At 31.4% G+C, this 13,580-nt stretch carries 15 protein-coding genes; 8 read left to right on the forward strand and 7 right to left on the reverse strand.

Annotation, left to right across the window (positions count from 1 at the left end; genetic code table 11):
- The first annotated feature begins 40 nt into the window (after positions 1-40).
- The gene (locus ACUUYC_RS07495; protein ID WP_474265030.1) at positions 41-883 is read left to right on the forward strand and encodes a class I SAM-dependent methyltransferase; all 843 of its coding nucleotides are present in this window, start codon (positions 41-43) and stop codon (positions 881-883) included.
- Between the two features lie 313 nt (positions 884-1,196).
- A complete protein-coding gene (locus tag ACUUYC_RS07500) occupies positions 1,197-1,721 on the forward strand; it encodes an OmpH/Skp family outer membrane protein (protein WP_474265031.1) in 525 nt (174 codons plus the stop codon).
- Positions 1,722-1,953: 232 nt separating this feature from the next.
- Here ACUUYC_RS07500 and ACUUYC_RS07505 read toward each other — a convergent pair whose 3' ends face one another.
- The 5 genes from ACUUYC_RS07505 to ACUUYC_RS07525 form a co-directional block, all read right to left on the reverse strand.
- The gene (locus ACUUYC_RS07505) at positions 1,954-2,700 is read right to left on the reverse strand and encodes a LytR/AlgR family response regulator transcription factor (protein WP_474265033.1); all 747 of its coding nucleotides are present in this window, start codon (positions 2,698-2,700) and stop codon (positions 1,954-1,956) included.
- Position 2,701: 1 nt separating this feature from the next.
- Positions 2,702-3,514, reverse strand: coding sequence for a sensor histidine kinase (locus ACUUYC_RS07510; protein WP_474265034.1), 813 nt, complete (start codon positions 3,512-3,514; stop codon positions 2,702-2,704).
- Entirely contained in the window at positions 3,493-4,110 is a 618-nt protein-coding gene (locus tag ACUUYC_RS07515) for a hypothetical protein (RefSeq protein ID WP_474265035.1), read from the reverse strand. The genes ACUUYC_RS07510 and ACUUYC_RS07515 overlap by 22 nt, the downstream gene beginning before the upstream one ends.
- 22 nt (positions 4,111-4,132) lie before the next feature.
- A complete protein-coding gene (locus ACUUYC_RS07520) occupies positions 4,133-4,525 on the reverse strand; it encodes a hypothetical protein (protein WP_474265037.1) in 393 nt (130 codons plus the stop codon).
- Positions 4,526-4,624: 99 nt separating this feature from the next.
- Positions 4,625-5,248 (reverse strand): hypothetical protein, encoded by a 624-nt coding sequence (locus ACUUYC_RS07525; protein ID WP_474265038.1) that lies wholly within the window; start codon positions 5,246-5,248, stop codon positions 4,625-4,627.
- Positions 5,249-5,565: 317 nt separating this feature from the next.
- Between ACUUYC_RS07525 and ACUUYC_RS07530 the strand changes: the two genes are divergently transcribed.
- Positions 5,566-7,944, forward strand: a complete 2,379-nt coding sequence (locus ACUUYC_RS07530) for a TonB-dependent receptor (protein ID WP_474265039.1) — start codon at positions 5,566-5,568, stop codon at positions 7,942-7,944.
- Between the two features lie 4 nt (positions 7,945-7,948).
- Positions 7,949-8,797 carry a DUF4249 domain-containing protein gene (locus tag ACUUYC_RS07535; RefSeq protein WP_474265041.1) on the forward strand — a complete coding sequence of 283 codons (849 nt, stop codon included), beginning with the start codon at positions 7,949-7,951 and terminating at the stop codon, positions 8,795-8,797.
- A gap of 176 nt (positions 8,798-8,973) precedes the next feature.
- On the opposite strand, the gene ACUUYC_RS07540 is transcribed toward ACUUYC_RS07535, so the two are convergent.
- Together ACUUYC_RS07540 and ACUUYC_RS07545 are read right to left on the reverse strand one after the other, a co-directional pair.
- The gene (locus ACUUYC_RS07540; protein ID WP_474265042.1) at positions 8,974-9,633 is read right to left on the reverse strand and encodes a hypothetical protein; all 660 of its coding nucleotides are present in this window, start codon (positions 9,631-9,633) and stop codon (positions 8,974-8,976) included.
- An 11-nt stretch (positions 9,634-9,644) separates the two neighbouring features.
- The gene (locus ACUUYC_RS07545) at positions 9,645-9,911 is read right to left on the reverse strand and encodes a hypothetical protein (RefSeq protein ID WP_474265043.1); all 267 of its coding nucleotides are present in this window, start codon (positions 9,909-9,911) and stop codon (positions 9,645-9,647) included.
- A gap of 416 nt (positions 9,912-10,327) precedes the next feature.
- On the opposite strand from ACUUYC_RS07545, the gene ACUUYC_RS07550 reads away from it, so the two are divergent.
- Genes ACUUYC_RS07550 through ACUUYC_RS07565 form a run of 4 tightly spaced genes read left to right on the forward strand, consistent with a single transcriptional unit; the run spans position 10,328 to position 13,179 of the window.
- Positions 10,328-10,864, forward strand: a complete 537-nt coding sequence (locus ACUUYC_RS07550; RefSeq protein WP_474265044.1) for an RNA polymerase sigma factor — start codon at positions 10,328-10,330, stop codon at positions 10,862-10,864.
- A gap of 2 nt (positions 10,865-10,866) precedes the next feature.
- Positions 10,867-11,412 carry a hypothetical protein gene (locus ACUUYC_RS07555; protein WP_474265046.1) on the forward strand — a complete coding sequence of 182 codons (546 nt, stop codon included), beginning with the start codon at positions 10,867-10,869 and terminating at the stop codon, positions 11,410-11,412.
- A complete protein-coding gene (locus ACUUYC_RS07560; RefSeq protein WP_474265047.1) occupies positions 11,393-12,478 on the forward strand; it encodes a hypothetical protein in 1,086 nt (361 codons plus the stop codon). Before ACUUYC_RS07555 ends, ACUUYC_RS07560 begins: the two co-directional genes overlap by 20 nt.
- Positions 12,479-12,507: 29 nt before the next feature.
- Positions 12,508-13,179, forward strand: a complete 672-nt coding sequence (locus tag ACUUYC_RS07565) for a hypothetical protein (protein WP_474265049.1) — start codon at positions 12,508-12,510, stop codon at positions 13,177-13,179.
- Positions 13,180-13,580: the final 401 nt, after the last annotated feature.

Genomic DNA, 13,580 nt, shown 5'->3' on the forward strand with positions numbered 1-13,580 from the left:
ACGTGGAACAATTAAATGAAAAATAGAAGTATATAAAAATATGAACAACCTAACCATAACAGATCATTCAGTTTCTGGTGAAGAATTTCAACTGGTATTTGATGAAGTTTTAGAAATGTATAAAACCGAACCACAACCAAGTTTGGACAAATTACCTTCGTACTATCAAAGTGAAGATTACATTTCGCATACGGATACGAAAAGAAATTTATTTGAAAAAATATACCATTGGGTTCGTTCATATATGTTGTCTAAAAAAATGGCAATTGTGAGTCAGTATACAAAAAGTGATTCACAATGTGTATTAGATATTGGTTGTGGAACTGGTGACTTTTTAAAAATGGCACAAGAATACAAATGGAATGTTGCCGGAGTAGAACCAGATGCGCAAGCTCGAAAAATTTCAAGTGACAAAACAGGAATTGAAATTCAAGATAATAGTTGGTTAGCACAAATTGACGATCATAGTTTTGATGCTATTACCATGTGGCATGTGTTGGAACATGTTCCTAATTTGGAGGAACAAATTGCAAGCTTAAAAAGAATCATCAAACCAAACGGGACTATTTTTATTGCAGTTCCAAATTTCAAAAGTCATGATGCAAATCATTACAAACAACTTTGGGCAGCATATGATGTTCCAAGACACCTTTGGCATTTCTCACAAAAATCAATAAAAGGACTTTTTCAAAAAGAAAATTTAAAAGTAGTAAAAATCTTACCAATGAAATTTGATGCTTATTATGTAAGTTTACTTTCCGAAAAACACAAAACTGGAAAAATGAATCCGATAAAAGGATTTTACAGAGGATTTGTCTCAAACTTTAAAGCAATCACAACTTCAGAGTATTCTTCACTCATTTACGTCATTAAAAACGACTAAAAACACATTTTCAGCTGTTTTAAGCGTGTTTTATACTGCTATTAGTAAATTGTGTTGTCTCTTTTTAGAAATCGTTTAAAAAACAACAATAAATCGTTCACTTTTAATCGATTTCAGCTATTGTAATAAAAATTAGTATAAATTATTCTTATAATGATGATTTTCCTTAAAAATCAATCAAACTTCACAATTTGTTATGTAAACTTTATTTCTATTTTTGCGACATCGAAAATTTGAAACATACGGATTGATGTCGATGTATCAATTTTCAAAATCATAAAATAAAATAGAAAACAACTTAAAATTCATACACATGAAAAAATTAATCGTTTTAGCAATTGTTGCATTAGGATTTTATTCTTGTCAAGAATCTGCAAAAATTGCTTTTGTTGACAATTCAGAATTGGTAAATGAATACCAAGAGAAAAAAGATTTGGAAGAAAAAATGAAAGTGAAAATTGAAAACTTTCAAAAAAAGAATGATAGTATTGGAAGAGCTTTTCAATTAGAAGTACAAGACGCGCAAATAAAAGCTGCAAAAATGTCAAAAGCAAAACAAGATGCTTTAATGGGACAATTGCAACAAAAGCAAGGAATATTGCAACAACAATATCAAATTTCTGAAAATGCTATAAAGCAAGAAAGTCAGGCATTAAATGATTCTTTATTAAACAAAATTAAAGACTACGTTGCCGAATACGGAAAGACAAATGGGTACGATTACATATTTGGAAAAAACGAATATGTTGGAACTGTTTATTACGGAAAAGAAGAAAGTGATATTACTAAAACGTTGTTAGAAAAGCTAAACGAAAAGTACGCTGCAGAAAAGAAGTAATTCTAAAATATATACAAGACTCAAACTAAAAAAGACTTTCAAGAAATTGAAGGTCTTTTTTTATACCGTAATATCATTCCGCACATGTTGCGGAATCCACTCGCATACATATTCGTGGATTCCTGTCTTTACAGGAATGACACTAATGAACTTGATTCAGTTTCACATAAAAGTAAGAATCGTGATGAGATGCTGAATCAAGTTCAGCATGACGCACTTTCAAATTATCACGTTAATCACTCCGAATCATATTCAAAAACTCGGTGCGTTTATTTCGTGAAACAGGCAACTTATAATTGTCTTTTAATACGACATAACCTTCATTTAAATACTTTAAAATATAATTGATATTGATTAAGTGCGATTTGTGAATCAAGTAAAAATCTTTATGCTTTAATAGCTTAAAAAAGTGACCAATACTATACGAACTCATAATGGGTTTGTCGTTTTGAAAGTGAATTTTTGTATAACCGTCAGTTCCTTGGCAATGAATAATATCTTCAATTTTCACAAACTCTAAACCATCTTGTGATGGAATGACGACTTTCTTTTTTTGAAATGATTGAATGCCTAAATTTTCAATCAACTGCGTGTTTTTCTGCAAAGCTGTTTTGTCAGTAATATTCTGTGTAGCTACGGAAACTGCCTGAATCAAATCTTGACTATCAATCGGTTTTACGATGTAACCAATAGCACAATGTTTAATAGCTTCAATGCCGTACTTATCAAAAGCGGTTACAAAAATAATTTCAAACTTCGGATTTGGAATTTTTTGTAATACTTCAAAGCCATTCATGCCAGGCATCGCAATATCCAAAAACACCAATTGTGGTTTTAAGTTTGTAATTAATTCAATGGCTTCTTCAGGATCTTGTGTTTCTCCAATCACATTTATATTTGGACACAAACGTTGGAGTTTATTTTTTAAAATCGCTAATGATTTATGTTCATCGTCAATAAGAATAGCAGTTACAATCATACTAGTTTGGTAGTTTAAAAATTAGGGTTACAATCGTTCCTTGTTCGTTGCCAATTTCAGAACGATCTTTTATACTATATTCTACATGCCAATTATCAACTTGTTCTAACAGTTTTAGACGTTCATCTAATACTTGAGAAGAATGAGATGCATGTGCTTGAAATGTATTTTTTGATAACTTTTTTGTTTGATTAATTCCGATTCCATCATCTTTAACAACCACTGAAAATGTATCATATGAAAGTTGTGAAAATGTAACAGTTATGTTTCCAGGCGTTTTTTTGTGAAAAATTCCATGATTTACTGCATTTTCTACAATCGGTTGCAATACCATGGATGGAATAGAAGCTTCTCTGTCTACAGTTTCATCACAAATAATTTCATAGGAAAGCTTGTCTTCAAAGCGTAATTTTTCAAGTGATAAATAGTTGGAAATTAAATCTATTTCTTCTTCAATAGTGATCAATTGCTTGCGCGAATAATCAAAGAATTGACGTACTAATTTTGAAAAACGCGTTAAATAATTTTCCGATTGATCAATGTCATTCAACTGAATATAATACTGAATCGCGTTGAGTGAATTATGCACAAAATGTGGATTCATTTGCGATCGTAATGCGTTCAATTCTAGCTCTACCATCTTTCTTTCATACGTATTAATAGACATGGTTTTTTCGGTCAACAATTTATTCTTACGTGTAATAAAAACGTAAAATAAAATCACGACGCCTACGGCAATTAACAACGCTGCACCTGATAGCAAGAAGAAAATTTCTTCTGAAAACACCTTATCTATTTCTTCTTCTTTAGACATAGAAAGCTTTTAAAGATGGAACCGTATAAAACGGCATTCAATATGATGATGACAATGTTGTAAAAATTACCGCCATAATCTAAATAAATATGAAAAATCAATACGGGAAGTAAGCCGATATAGAATAAAAATAACCCAGTAACAATCCAGAATTTTTGCGAACGTGCAAAGGTTGTGATAGAATCTGTATTGAGTAGTTCTACAAAATAACTAATGGTTAAAATTAAGAGACAAAAAGCACCTACAATCATTGGGTTTAGGTACAAATAATCAAATGGCCATTTATCAAAAAGATCATACAAAAAAGTCATCATAAAAACAGCTAATAAAATCGGAACAAACCATTTTCGTTTATGTAAAATTTTATCAAACCACCAAAAATAAAATAGAAAAGAAATGAGTATAAAAATATTATGTAAAATATCATTATAACCTTTGAAAAAAAAATGATAGCATAGTCCCGAAATCTCATGACAAACCACATAGATTAAAAACCATAAAAAGTATCGTTGCGTTGTATTTTTATAAAGATCCCAAAACCAAATTGCTGCAACTAAAGCACCAATTTGAAAAACTAAAAAAAGATTAATTAGCATAAAATTTAGTATAATAGTTAGATTAGTGTTTGTGTTCATTTATATTGATAAGCGGACATGGATCACTTGGAATATGTGGCTTTGGAGGTTTTCTTGAACTTCCATGATTAAAAGGTGCTATTTCATACATGTTTTCATAATCTCCCGCATTGTTTGAATTACTTTTATTTAATGTTGGAGTCAAAAATATAGTTGTGTAAATATTATCTTCTGCGTTGTCAAAACTCTTTAAACTTCCTTTAGGAGATATATCTACATCGAATCCCCTAACATTACATTGATGTTTAATATAATTCTCTTCAAGTGTTTGCGCATCATTAGTGTACAATACATTATCTGGTACTGTGACACGTGCATAAGCATTTAATGTTAAAAGTAAGAATAAAACTGTTATATGTGTAGTATTATGTCTCATAATTATGTTTTTATGTTCCGCCTGCGTACACAAGCGGAATTTTTTTAAATGTTAATTAACTTTTTATTATTTTGGCAGGAAAACGTGTTTTTACTATTGTTAATCATCTATACTTAAGGTTATTGGAGGTTTTCTTGAACTTCCCATATTAAGATAATCTATACCTTTCATGTTTTTTTGAAATTCTGGGTCGTCTGGGTCAATAGGTTGTTGAGAACCAGAATTTAGTAATAAGGTCTTATGAATAGTATCGTTATTAGTATTTCGATATGTAGCAACTAAAAACACAGTTGTCTTTGGTTTTCCCTCTTTTATGTAAGAACCACAGTAAACACGAATTCCAAGATTTTTATATCCCATAGTATCCGCATGTTTTTGCGCCATTGTCAAATAACCAACTAAGTCATTCATCGAAAACCAAGCCTCGCGAGTATCAAGATCAAGATCAATATTAATTTGTCTTTTTTTCTTATCTATACGAAATGGCTCTGGTTTTGCCTTACGCGCAAAAATTGTTTCCTCTCCATAAATAATAGAATCATTTGCAACGGAATTATTAATAAACCTGTATTGATTTTTTATATAATTCATTTCTAATGTATTTCCTTTTTTTGGACTAATTAAGCCTTTCGGTTGTTCTCCATTCCAGCGCAAACAAGAACAAGAGCTTGTTAGCAAAAGCAAGAATAAAATTGTTAAATATGGTGTAATTTTTTTTATCATAATATTTGTTTCTAATTGCCTACTCTTTTATAAAAAGGCTTTTCGGTTTCCGCCTTGCGAGGTTGTATCATTACGTAATTATGAAAACAAAGATGAAGTGCAGACAATCAATTATATAGAGCAATTTTAGGAATGGTTTATTTGATTCGATGATCTGTAAACTTGGTTTTATAATACTTTGTTAAAAAAGATTGAAAAACGATACGCTACGATATGAGAAGTTTATTTTTGCATCTTAAAATATTGTTAAACGTGCAACCTTTCATTTTACCAGTTGTCAATAGCTGTATAATATCAATCAGAAAATCTATCAAACAATGAAAAACAGTGTTATCTGGATTTGTCTTTTAATGAGCACATTTCTCTTTGCGCAAGAAAAATTTAGCGTAAGCGGAACGATAAAAGACAAAAAAAATGGAGAAACCTTATTTGGCGCTACCGTATATCTCAAAGGAACTAGCAATGGAGCAGTTACCAACGAATATGGTTTCTTTTCGTTAACAGCGCCAAAAGGAACGTATACCTTAGTAATTTCGTTTATTGGGTATGAAAATATTTCCAAAGAAATCAATCTTACAGTTGACCAAACGGTAAATTTTGAAATTAAAGAAGCGTCAACGTCTTTAGACACAGTCGTTATTGAAGCGGAAGAATCCGAACGTGTTAGCATTCGAAAACCGCAAATGAGTGTTGCCAAGCTAAACGCTGCAACTATAAAACAAATGCCAGTAGTATTAGGAGAAGTTGATGTTATCAAATCAATTCAAATGTTGCCAGGTGTTACAAATTCAGGAGAAGGAACTGCCGGATTTAATGTTCGTGGTGGAGCTGCAGACCAAAATTTAGTATTGTTAGACGAAGCAATTATTTACAATACGTCACACTTTTTTGGTTTTTTCTCTGTGTTTAATGCTGATGCGATAAAAGATATCAAACTATATAAAGGAGATATTCCTGCAAAATTTGGTGGACGAATTTCTTCCGTATTAGACGTTCGTCAGAAAGACGGAAATAGTAAAAATTTAGAAGTTAACGGTGGTGTTGGTTTAATATCAAGTCGTTTAGCGGTTGAAGGTCCAATGTTTAACAAAAAAGGATCATTTTTAGTAGCCGGAAGAACCTCATATGCGCATTTATTTATGCCATTAATAGAAGAAATAAAAGATGATAAAATTTCGTTTTATGATTTAAACTTAAAAGCAAACTACGAAATCAACGAAAACAACCGTGTGTATCTTTCTGGATATTTTGGAAGAGACATCTTTGATATTTCAAAGTTCATCAAAAACAGGTATGGAAATACAACAGGAAACTTACGTTGGAATCATGTATTTAATGAAAAACTCTTTTCAAACTTATCGTTAATTTATAGCAAATATGATTATCAAATTGTACTTGACTTTATCAAACTGGATTGGGTTGCAGATATTGAAAATTTCAACTTAAAGTATGATTTACGCTATTACGCAAATGACAAATTGAAGCTTGATTTTGGTGTAAGTGGAATTACATATGATTTTAATCCAGGAGAAGTAAAACCTACAGATCCAACTTCATCAATTAACTTCAGAAAATTGGATCAAAAAAGAGCTTTTGAAGCGGCTGCATATATTAGTGCCGAACATGAGTTGACAGATAAACTAACCGCGCAATACGGTTTGCGTTTCAGCACATTTAGTCGTTTAGGCGGACAATCGTTATCAAACTACGCAAACGATTTGCCTGTTGTATATAATGATGAGATTGGAATTTATGAAGAAGGCGAAGAAACTGGAACTACAGATTATAAGAAAAGCGAAAGCATCAAAACATTTGCAAACTTTGAACCAAGACTAGGTTTATCGTATCAACTCAATGACAATTCATCTGTAAAAGCAAGTTACACACGTTCTGTGCAATATGTACACTTACTTTCTAATACGGTTTCAGTAACACCAGTAGATGTTTGGGCGCCAAGTGGACGTTATATTGAACCACAAAAATCCAATCAATATGCAGTTGGTTATTACCGAAATTTCAATGACAAAAAATACTCGTTAGAATTAGAAACGTATTATAAAACGGTAGATAATAGAATCGATTATATTGACGGATCTGACTTGATCGGAACGAACAATATTGAAACTGAAATTCTAAACGGAGAAGCAAGAGCATATGGTTTAGAAATATTATTCAGAAAAAACAAAGGAAAATTCAAAGGTTGGTTTGCGTATACACTTTCAAAATCTGAGCAAAGAGCGCTTGGAGGAAATGCTGGCGGACCTGGAATTAACAAAGGAAATTGGTACAATACACCATACGATAGAACACACGATATTTCGGTTACGGGAAGTTATGACTTTAATGAAAAATGGAAATTTAGTGCAAACTTTGTCTATCAAACTGGTCGTCCTGTAACATATCCAAACGGACAATATGAATACGAAGGATTGTCTATTGCAAGCTTTGATTCACGTAATGCAAACCGTTTGCCAGCGTATCACAGACTAGATTTATCAGCAACATTTACACCAAGTAAAAACAAAAATAGACGTTGGCAAAGCGAATGGGTTTTTGGAGTGTATAACGCTTACGCGAGAAAAAACGCAGCTTCAGTTTCATTTACGCAAGACTTTGATACAGGTGTAAATGAAGCGCGAAGACTTTCCATCTTTGGAAGTTTTATTCCATCAATAACATATAATTTTAAATTTTAAGATCATGACAAAAAATAGAATGCTAGCTGTTCTTTTAGCCGTATTTATCACGTTTATTTCATGTGATGACAAAATAGATGTAGATGTTCCAGAAGCAGCACCACGTTTGGTAATTGAAGCTTCTTTAGATTGGGAAAAAGGAACTACAGGAAACAATCAAACGATTAAGTTAAGTACATCAACACCATACTTTAATACTACACTGAACACAAGTGTTATTGGTGCGTCAGTAAAAGTTACAAATACGGACTCAAATGCAGTTTATAACTTTACAGATCAGAACGATGGAAATTATACGATTAACAATTTTGTGCCAGTTGCAAATGATTCGTACACGTTGGAAGTTATACATAATGGCGAAACCTATACAGCAACAGAAAAATTGATACCTGTATCACCAATTATGAATCCGACACAATCACTAGAAGGCGGATTTGATGATGAAGTATTAGATGTAACGATCTTTTTTCAAGATCCACCAAATGAGGAAAATTATTATATGCTGCGAAACAAAGAAGACACTGATTTATTTGCTGAATTTGAAGCTGAATCGGATGAATTTACTAATGGAAATTTATTAGATGAATTCTTTGAAAAAGACAAAGATGATGAAGATCCAGAAGCAGAATATAATCCAGGTGATACTATAAACATTAAGTTATATGGAATCTCACAACGCTATTACAATTACATAACGTTATTGGTAGAACAGTACGACTCTGGTGGTGATCCATTTGCGGCAACGCCAGCAGAAATTAAAGGAAACTGTGTGAATACTACAAACGAAGAAAACTATGCGTTTGGATATTTTAGAGTAACAGAATTTGATCAAATCGATTATACATTTCAATAAAAATAACATTTTAATTAGTTTATTTTCATAGAAGTAACATTCTATGTAAAAGCGTAATTTTTTTAAAATTGCGCTTTTTTAGTATAAAAAAATAAAGAATTACACAACATAAACAACCTCTAAGTAAATACAATTGCTCAGAGGTTGTTTTTTGTGAAGTTAAATTTTAAAAAGTTTTATGATGGAAACGTTCTTAAAAATATAGCTGGTTTGCCATTAGAAATTACAGTTAAACCATTTCTTGTAATTAATTCGCCATTATCGGTTCTTCCAGTAATCATGATTCGCTTCATTCCTGGAGCAAATTTTCCTACTAGATCACCATTGTCTACTTCAACACCCATAAGATGTGGAGTTCCAATCCTAGTTCCAATAATATATCCTGTTCCGTTTTCTATTAATGTTCGTTGACCAATAGCTGGTGGTGGAAATAATTGACTAACAGTAATATCGTGTAATGGAGCAAGTCTAATATAATCTGATTCATCTACAACGGCAGGTGTAGCTGCTGCATCCGCGTCATTTGAGTGTAATATATTTATAGTACGACCAAATCTTGGCGTATCAGAATTATCTAAACAAAACATCCATACAGTTGTTGTTACTTTATTACTGTCTTCAGTTTCAAAAGTAGCATAGTATCTACCGTGTACATTTAATGGATTAACGCGTTTTCCATCATCGTTTAGGTCTAAATTATAAAAGATGTTTGTGGTTAGAGTTCCTACAGTATAAGTTCCTGTAGCGCCTTCAATTACTAGTTCTTCTAATGGTTCTATTGGGTTAAAATATGCATATACGTTTACATTTCTAACTTTTACTGGTATTCCTTGCATGATTAATAAGTTTAAAGATTTTGAATATGTGTAATATGAGCATCTCCTTTAAGAGGTGCATAAATGCTTACAATAGCCGCGCCATATAATGGCATAACTGTAGCGGCTTGTGTGTTACAGAAAAACTTGTAGTTTACTCCTGCAACGATCTGTGTTGAAACGGCTACTGGTAAATAACGTACACCAACGAGCCCTTTTGTTGCTTGTACAAAAGCTTCTTTGGCTTCTGCTGAAATTTTACATGTGTATGGAGAGTAAGCTCCTGAAGGGATTGACATGGTTAATTTTTATTTAAATTAGTTCCTACTCTTTTAAGGTTTTTCAGAATCCACCTTTGTAATAAAAATACAGAAAGTAGCTACTTTTAATTAATCTATTTTTCTGATTACATTACAAATATCTTACGATAATTGAAGAATTTTCAGCGTATAATTACTTGATTTTTAAAATGGGTAAACTACCTAATTATTTAAAAATCAACATGTAAGATCTTAAAAAAAGTATTTTTTGAAAGTTGTAACAATGTATACTAAAGAAGATTTAGTTATCGTTATGTAAAAACAAACTTGTGTGTTAAAAACGATGCTTTTTACGGTTTAAAAAATATTTTTGTCAAAATATGCAACCTTTGTAAAATTCAGTTGTCTTTAAATGAAGAAGCAAATCATAACCGCATACCATATTTTATAACATAGTGAATAACGCTATACTACTTACACATAAAGAACTTGTAGAAAAAAGCAAGCTGGGCGACAGTAAAATGCAGTACAAACTGTATTCACTATACGTAGATGCTATGTTTAATGTAAGTATTCGGATAGTAAAAATAAAAGAAGATGCGGAAGATGTGGTTCAGGATAGTTTTATAGATGCATTTAAAAACCTTGATTCGTTCAAATACGAAAGCACATTTGGTTCATGGTTAAAGCGAATTGTTATCAATAAAAGTATCAATTATTTAAAAGTAAAGCGAATTCCATTAGTTGCCATTGAAGAGCAAGAATATTGGATTCCTGAAAAAGTAGAAGAAATAAAAACAGAAAACTTAGACGTACATAAAATTAAAAAAGCCATTCAGCAATTGCCAAATGGATATCAAACAATCATCAATTTATACCTCATAGAAGGTTATGACCATAAGGAAATAGGAGACATTTTAGAAATTAGTGTATCCACTTCAAAATCTCAATATCACAGAGCTAAAAAGAAGTTAATCCAATTAATCAATTGATCATGAAAGACGAATTAAAAAACTACATACAATCCCACAGAAATGAATTCGATGATCATTCCATAGACGAAGTTGACAAACTAAAACTATGGGGGAAAATTAGTGAAGAACTGCCTCAAACACCTAAAAAAGTAATTCCATTATGGAAAAAAGCTTCGTTTAGGGTAGCTGCAGCTGTTGTATTACTATTTGGCTGTCTATTTGTATACTTTTCTCAAAATGAAGGAACTGGAGAATATGACATGGTTAGTGAAGAATTCCGTCAAATTGATACACACTACAAATCGTTGGTAGAAAACCAAATTCAATTGGTAAAAAGCAGTACAAACTTATCCAAATCAGCACAAGAAGAATTTTTAAGCTACATAGACGAATTAGATCAAGAATATCTCAACCTAAAAAAAGAACTTAAGCAAGGAGTCAACAATCAAATCATAATAGAAGCAATCATAAACAACTATAGAAAAAAAATACAACTCATGGAAGATCTATTACGAAGATCATATCCAACTCAAAATACAATAGACGATGGCGAGCTCATTCTATAAAAAAATCCTTTTTGGAGTAATATGCTTACTGTCTTATCAACATGTGTTAGGACAGCATAAACTCAACAAAGAAATTCGGGAAACCTATGCTTTTACCGATGAAAATAAACTGTACTTAGAAAATTCGTATGGCAATATTTTCCTTACGGGATGGGATAAAAGCACCGTTGAAATAGTTGTCAATATAGAAGCAGAAGGAAAAAATGAAGAGAAAGCACAAAAACTGCTCGATAGAGTAAAAACAGATATCATTGCAACGAATGATGAGGTAAAAATCATTTCTAAAATTGAAAAAAAAGAAGGCGGATTTTTAGGACGTTACATCAATAAAATTGATCCGTTCAAAAATGAAAAAACGACTATAAATTACACCATATACGTACCTAAAAAATCAATAGTTGAAGCGCACAACAAATATGGTGATATTACAATATCTGATTGGAATGGAACACTAAAAACATCTGTTGAACATGGCGATTTGCGAATTTCGGACGAATTGAAAAATGCAGATCTTACCATAAAATACGGAACATTAGATGTTGTAGAATTGCATGAATCTTCAATTATTTCAAAAGATGCAACTTTAGAAATCCACAATGCACAAAATTTAAAAATTGACTCTGATGGTTCAGAAATGACCTTAAACAATATTCAAAACTTACAACTCAATTCAAACAAAGACAAAATTGATATTGTAAAAATGAACAACATATCTGGAAACTTAAAATACTCAAAAACGGTTTTCAAAACAATAGGAGGAAAAGTAAAACTCGATCTCAATTACGGAGAACTAAGAATTCTAAAACACTTAACACATACACCTAATTTTAATATCAATCAAAAAGAAGCAGAAGTATACATCAATATCTCTGAAACAACATTTAATTTTAAGGCGAAACTGGAACAAGGTGTATTACGTATTCCAAAAACAATGGAAAACATAGAAAGTGAAATCATAGACCGTAAAGACAAAATAAGACGCATTAGCGCTTCATATGGAGAAGAAAACATAGGGACAATAACATGTACAGGTTATAAAGGCGTTATCATCTTAAAAGAACTATAAACACGAAATAAACGAAACAACCATACAAAATGAAAAAGTTAGTAACTGCAGTATTCATACTATTCATTTTCAATACACTCACAGCTCAAACTGATGAAACCAACGATTACTTCGAATTTGACGATCGTAAAAATGTAGTACATGGGTTTTATTTAGGAGTAACACAGGGCTTTGGGAAAATCTCTAAAGAATGGGGTGGATTTACAAACTTGAAAGTCGCTTATGTTGCAAATAGAAAACTCGAAGTAGGTTTTAGCGCAACACTTTTTTACAGTGAGCAACCCAATAATACTATAAAGTTTAGGGGAGATAAAGTTCTTCTTTTCGGAGGATATGCCGGATTACATTTAGAACCAATTTTATTCGGTAATAAATTTGTTAGTGTTTCGTTTCCTGTATTTTTAGGTGGAGGAAGAGCTTTTATATTAGAAAAAAAAGAGAACGGAGATTTTGACGAAACTCCTTTGGAAAATGACACCGAAGATTATGATTCATTTTTCGTTGCCGAACCAGGAATTAATGTACTATATAATATCTCAAGATATTTTCAACTAGAAACTGGCATACGTTATCGTTTTGCCGAATCTTTTAGGCTTCCATATTATGGTAAAGATAATATTAGTGGCTTTTCTGTTGGAATAGGCTTAAAAGTTGGAATCTTCAATTTAGGGAGAAAGAAGAAAATAAAAGATAAATTTTAAATCTCAGTAAAATCTAAAGCGAAAAAAACCTCGATAAATAGATATTACCGAGGGAAGAAAAACTAGTAAATAGGTTTGAGATGTATTTTCTTTTTCCCGAATTCTTTTAAACAACTATTCGGATAGTTGTTATTAATTTTTCATAGCAATCTTTTCCCAACCTTTATATTGTATTTAAAAGTAAAAAAAAAGGGCAACAAAGACTTTAGCCTCGATCTCAATAGCTTTGCTGCCACTTATTTTCAACTAATAAAAAACCGACTTAATTGAACTTCATTAGTTTTAAAATTTTCTATATCTCGTAAGAAATAATAAAATTTTGATTTTAACTTAACTTGCTACTAAAACAGGCTACCTATAAAATACCCTACCATTATTTTAAAAAAAATTAAATAATTTGA

The organism is Kordia sp. E (assembly GCF_056033805.1).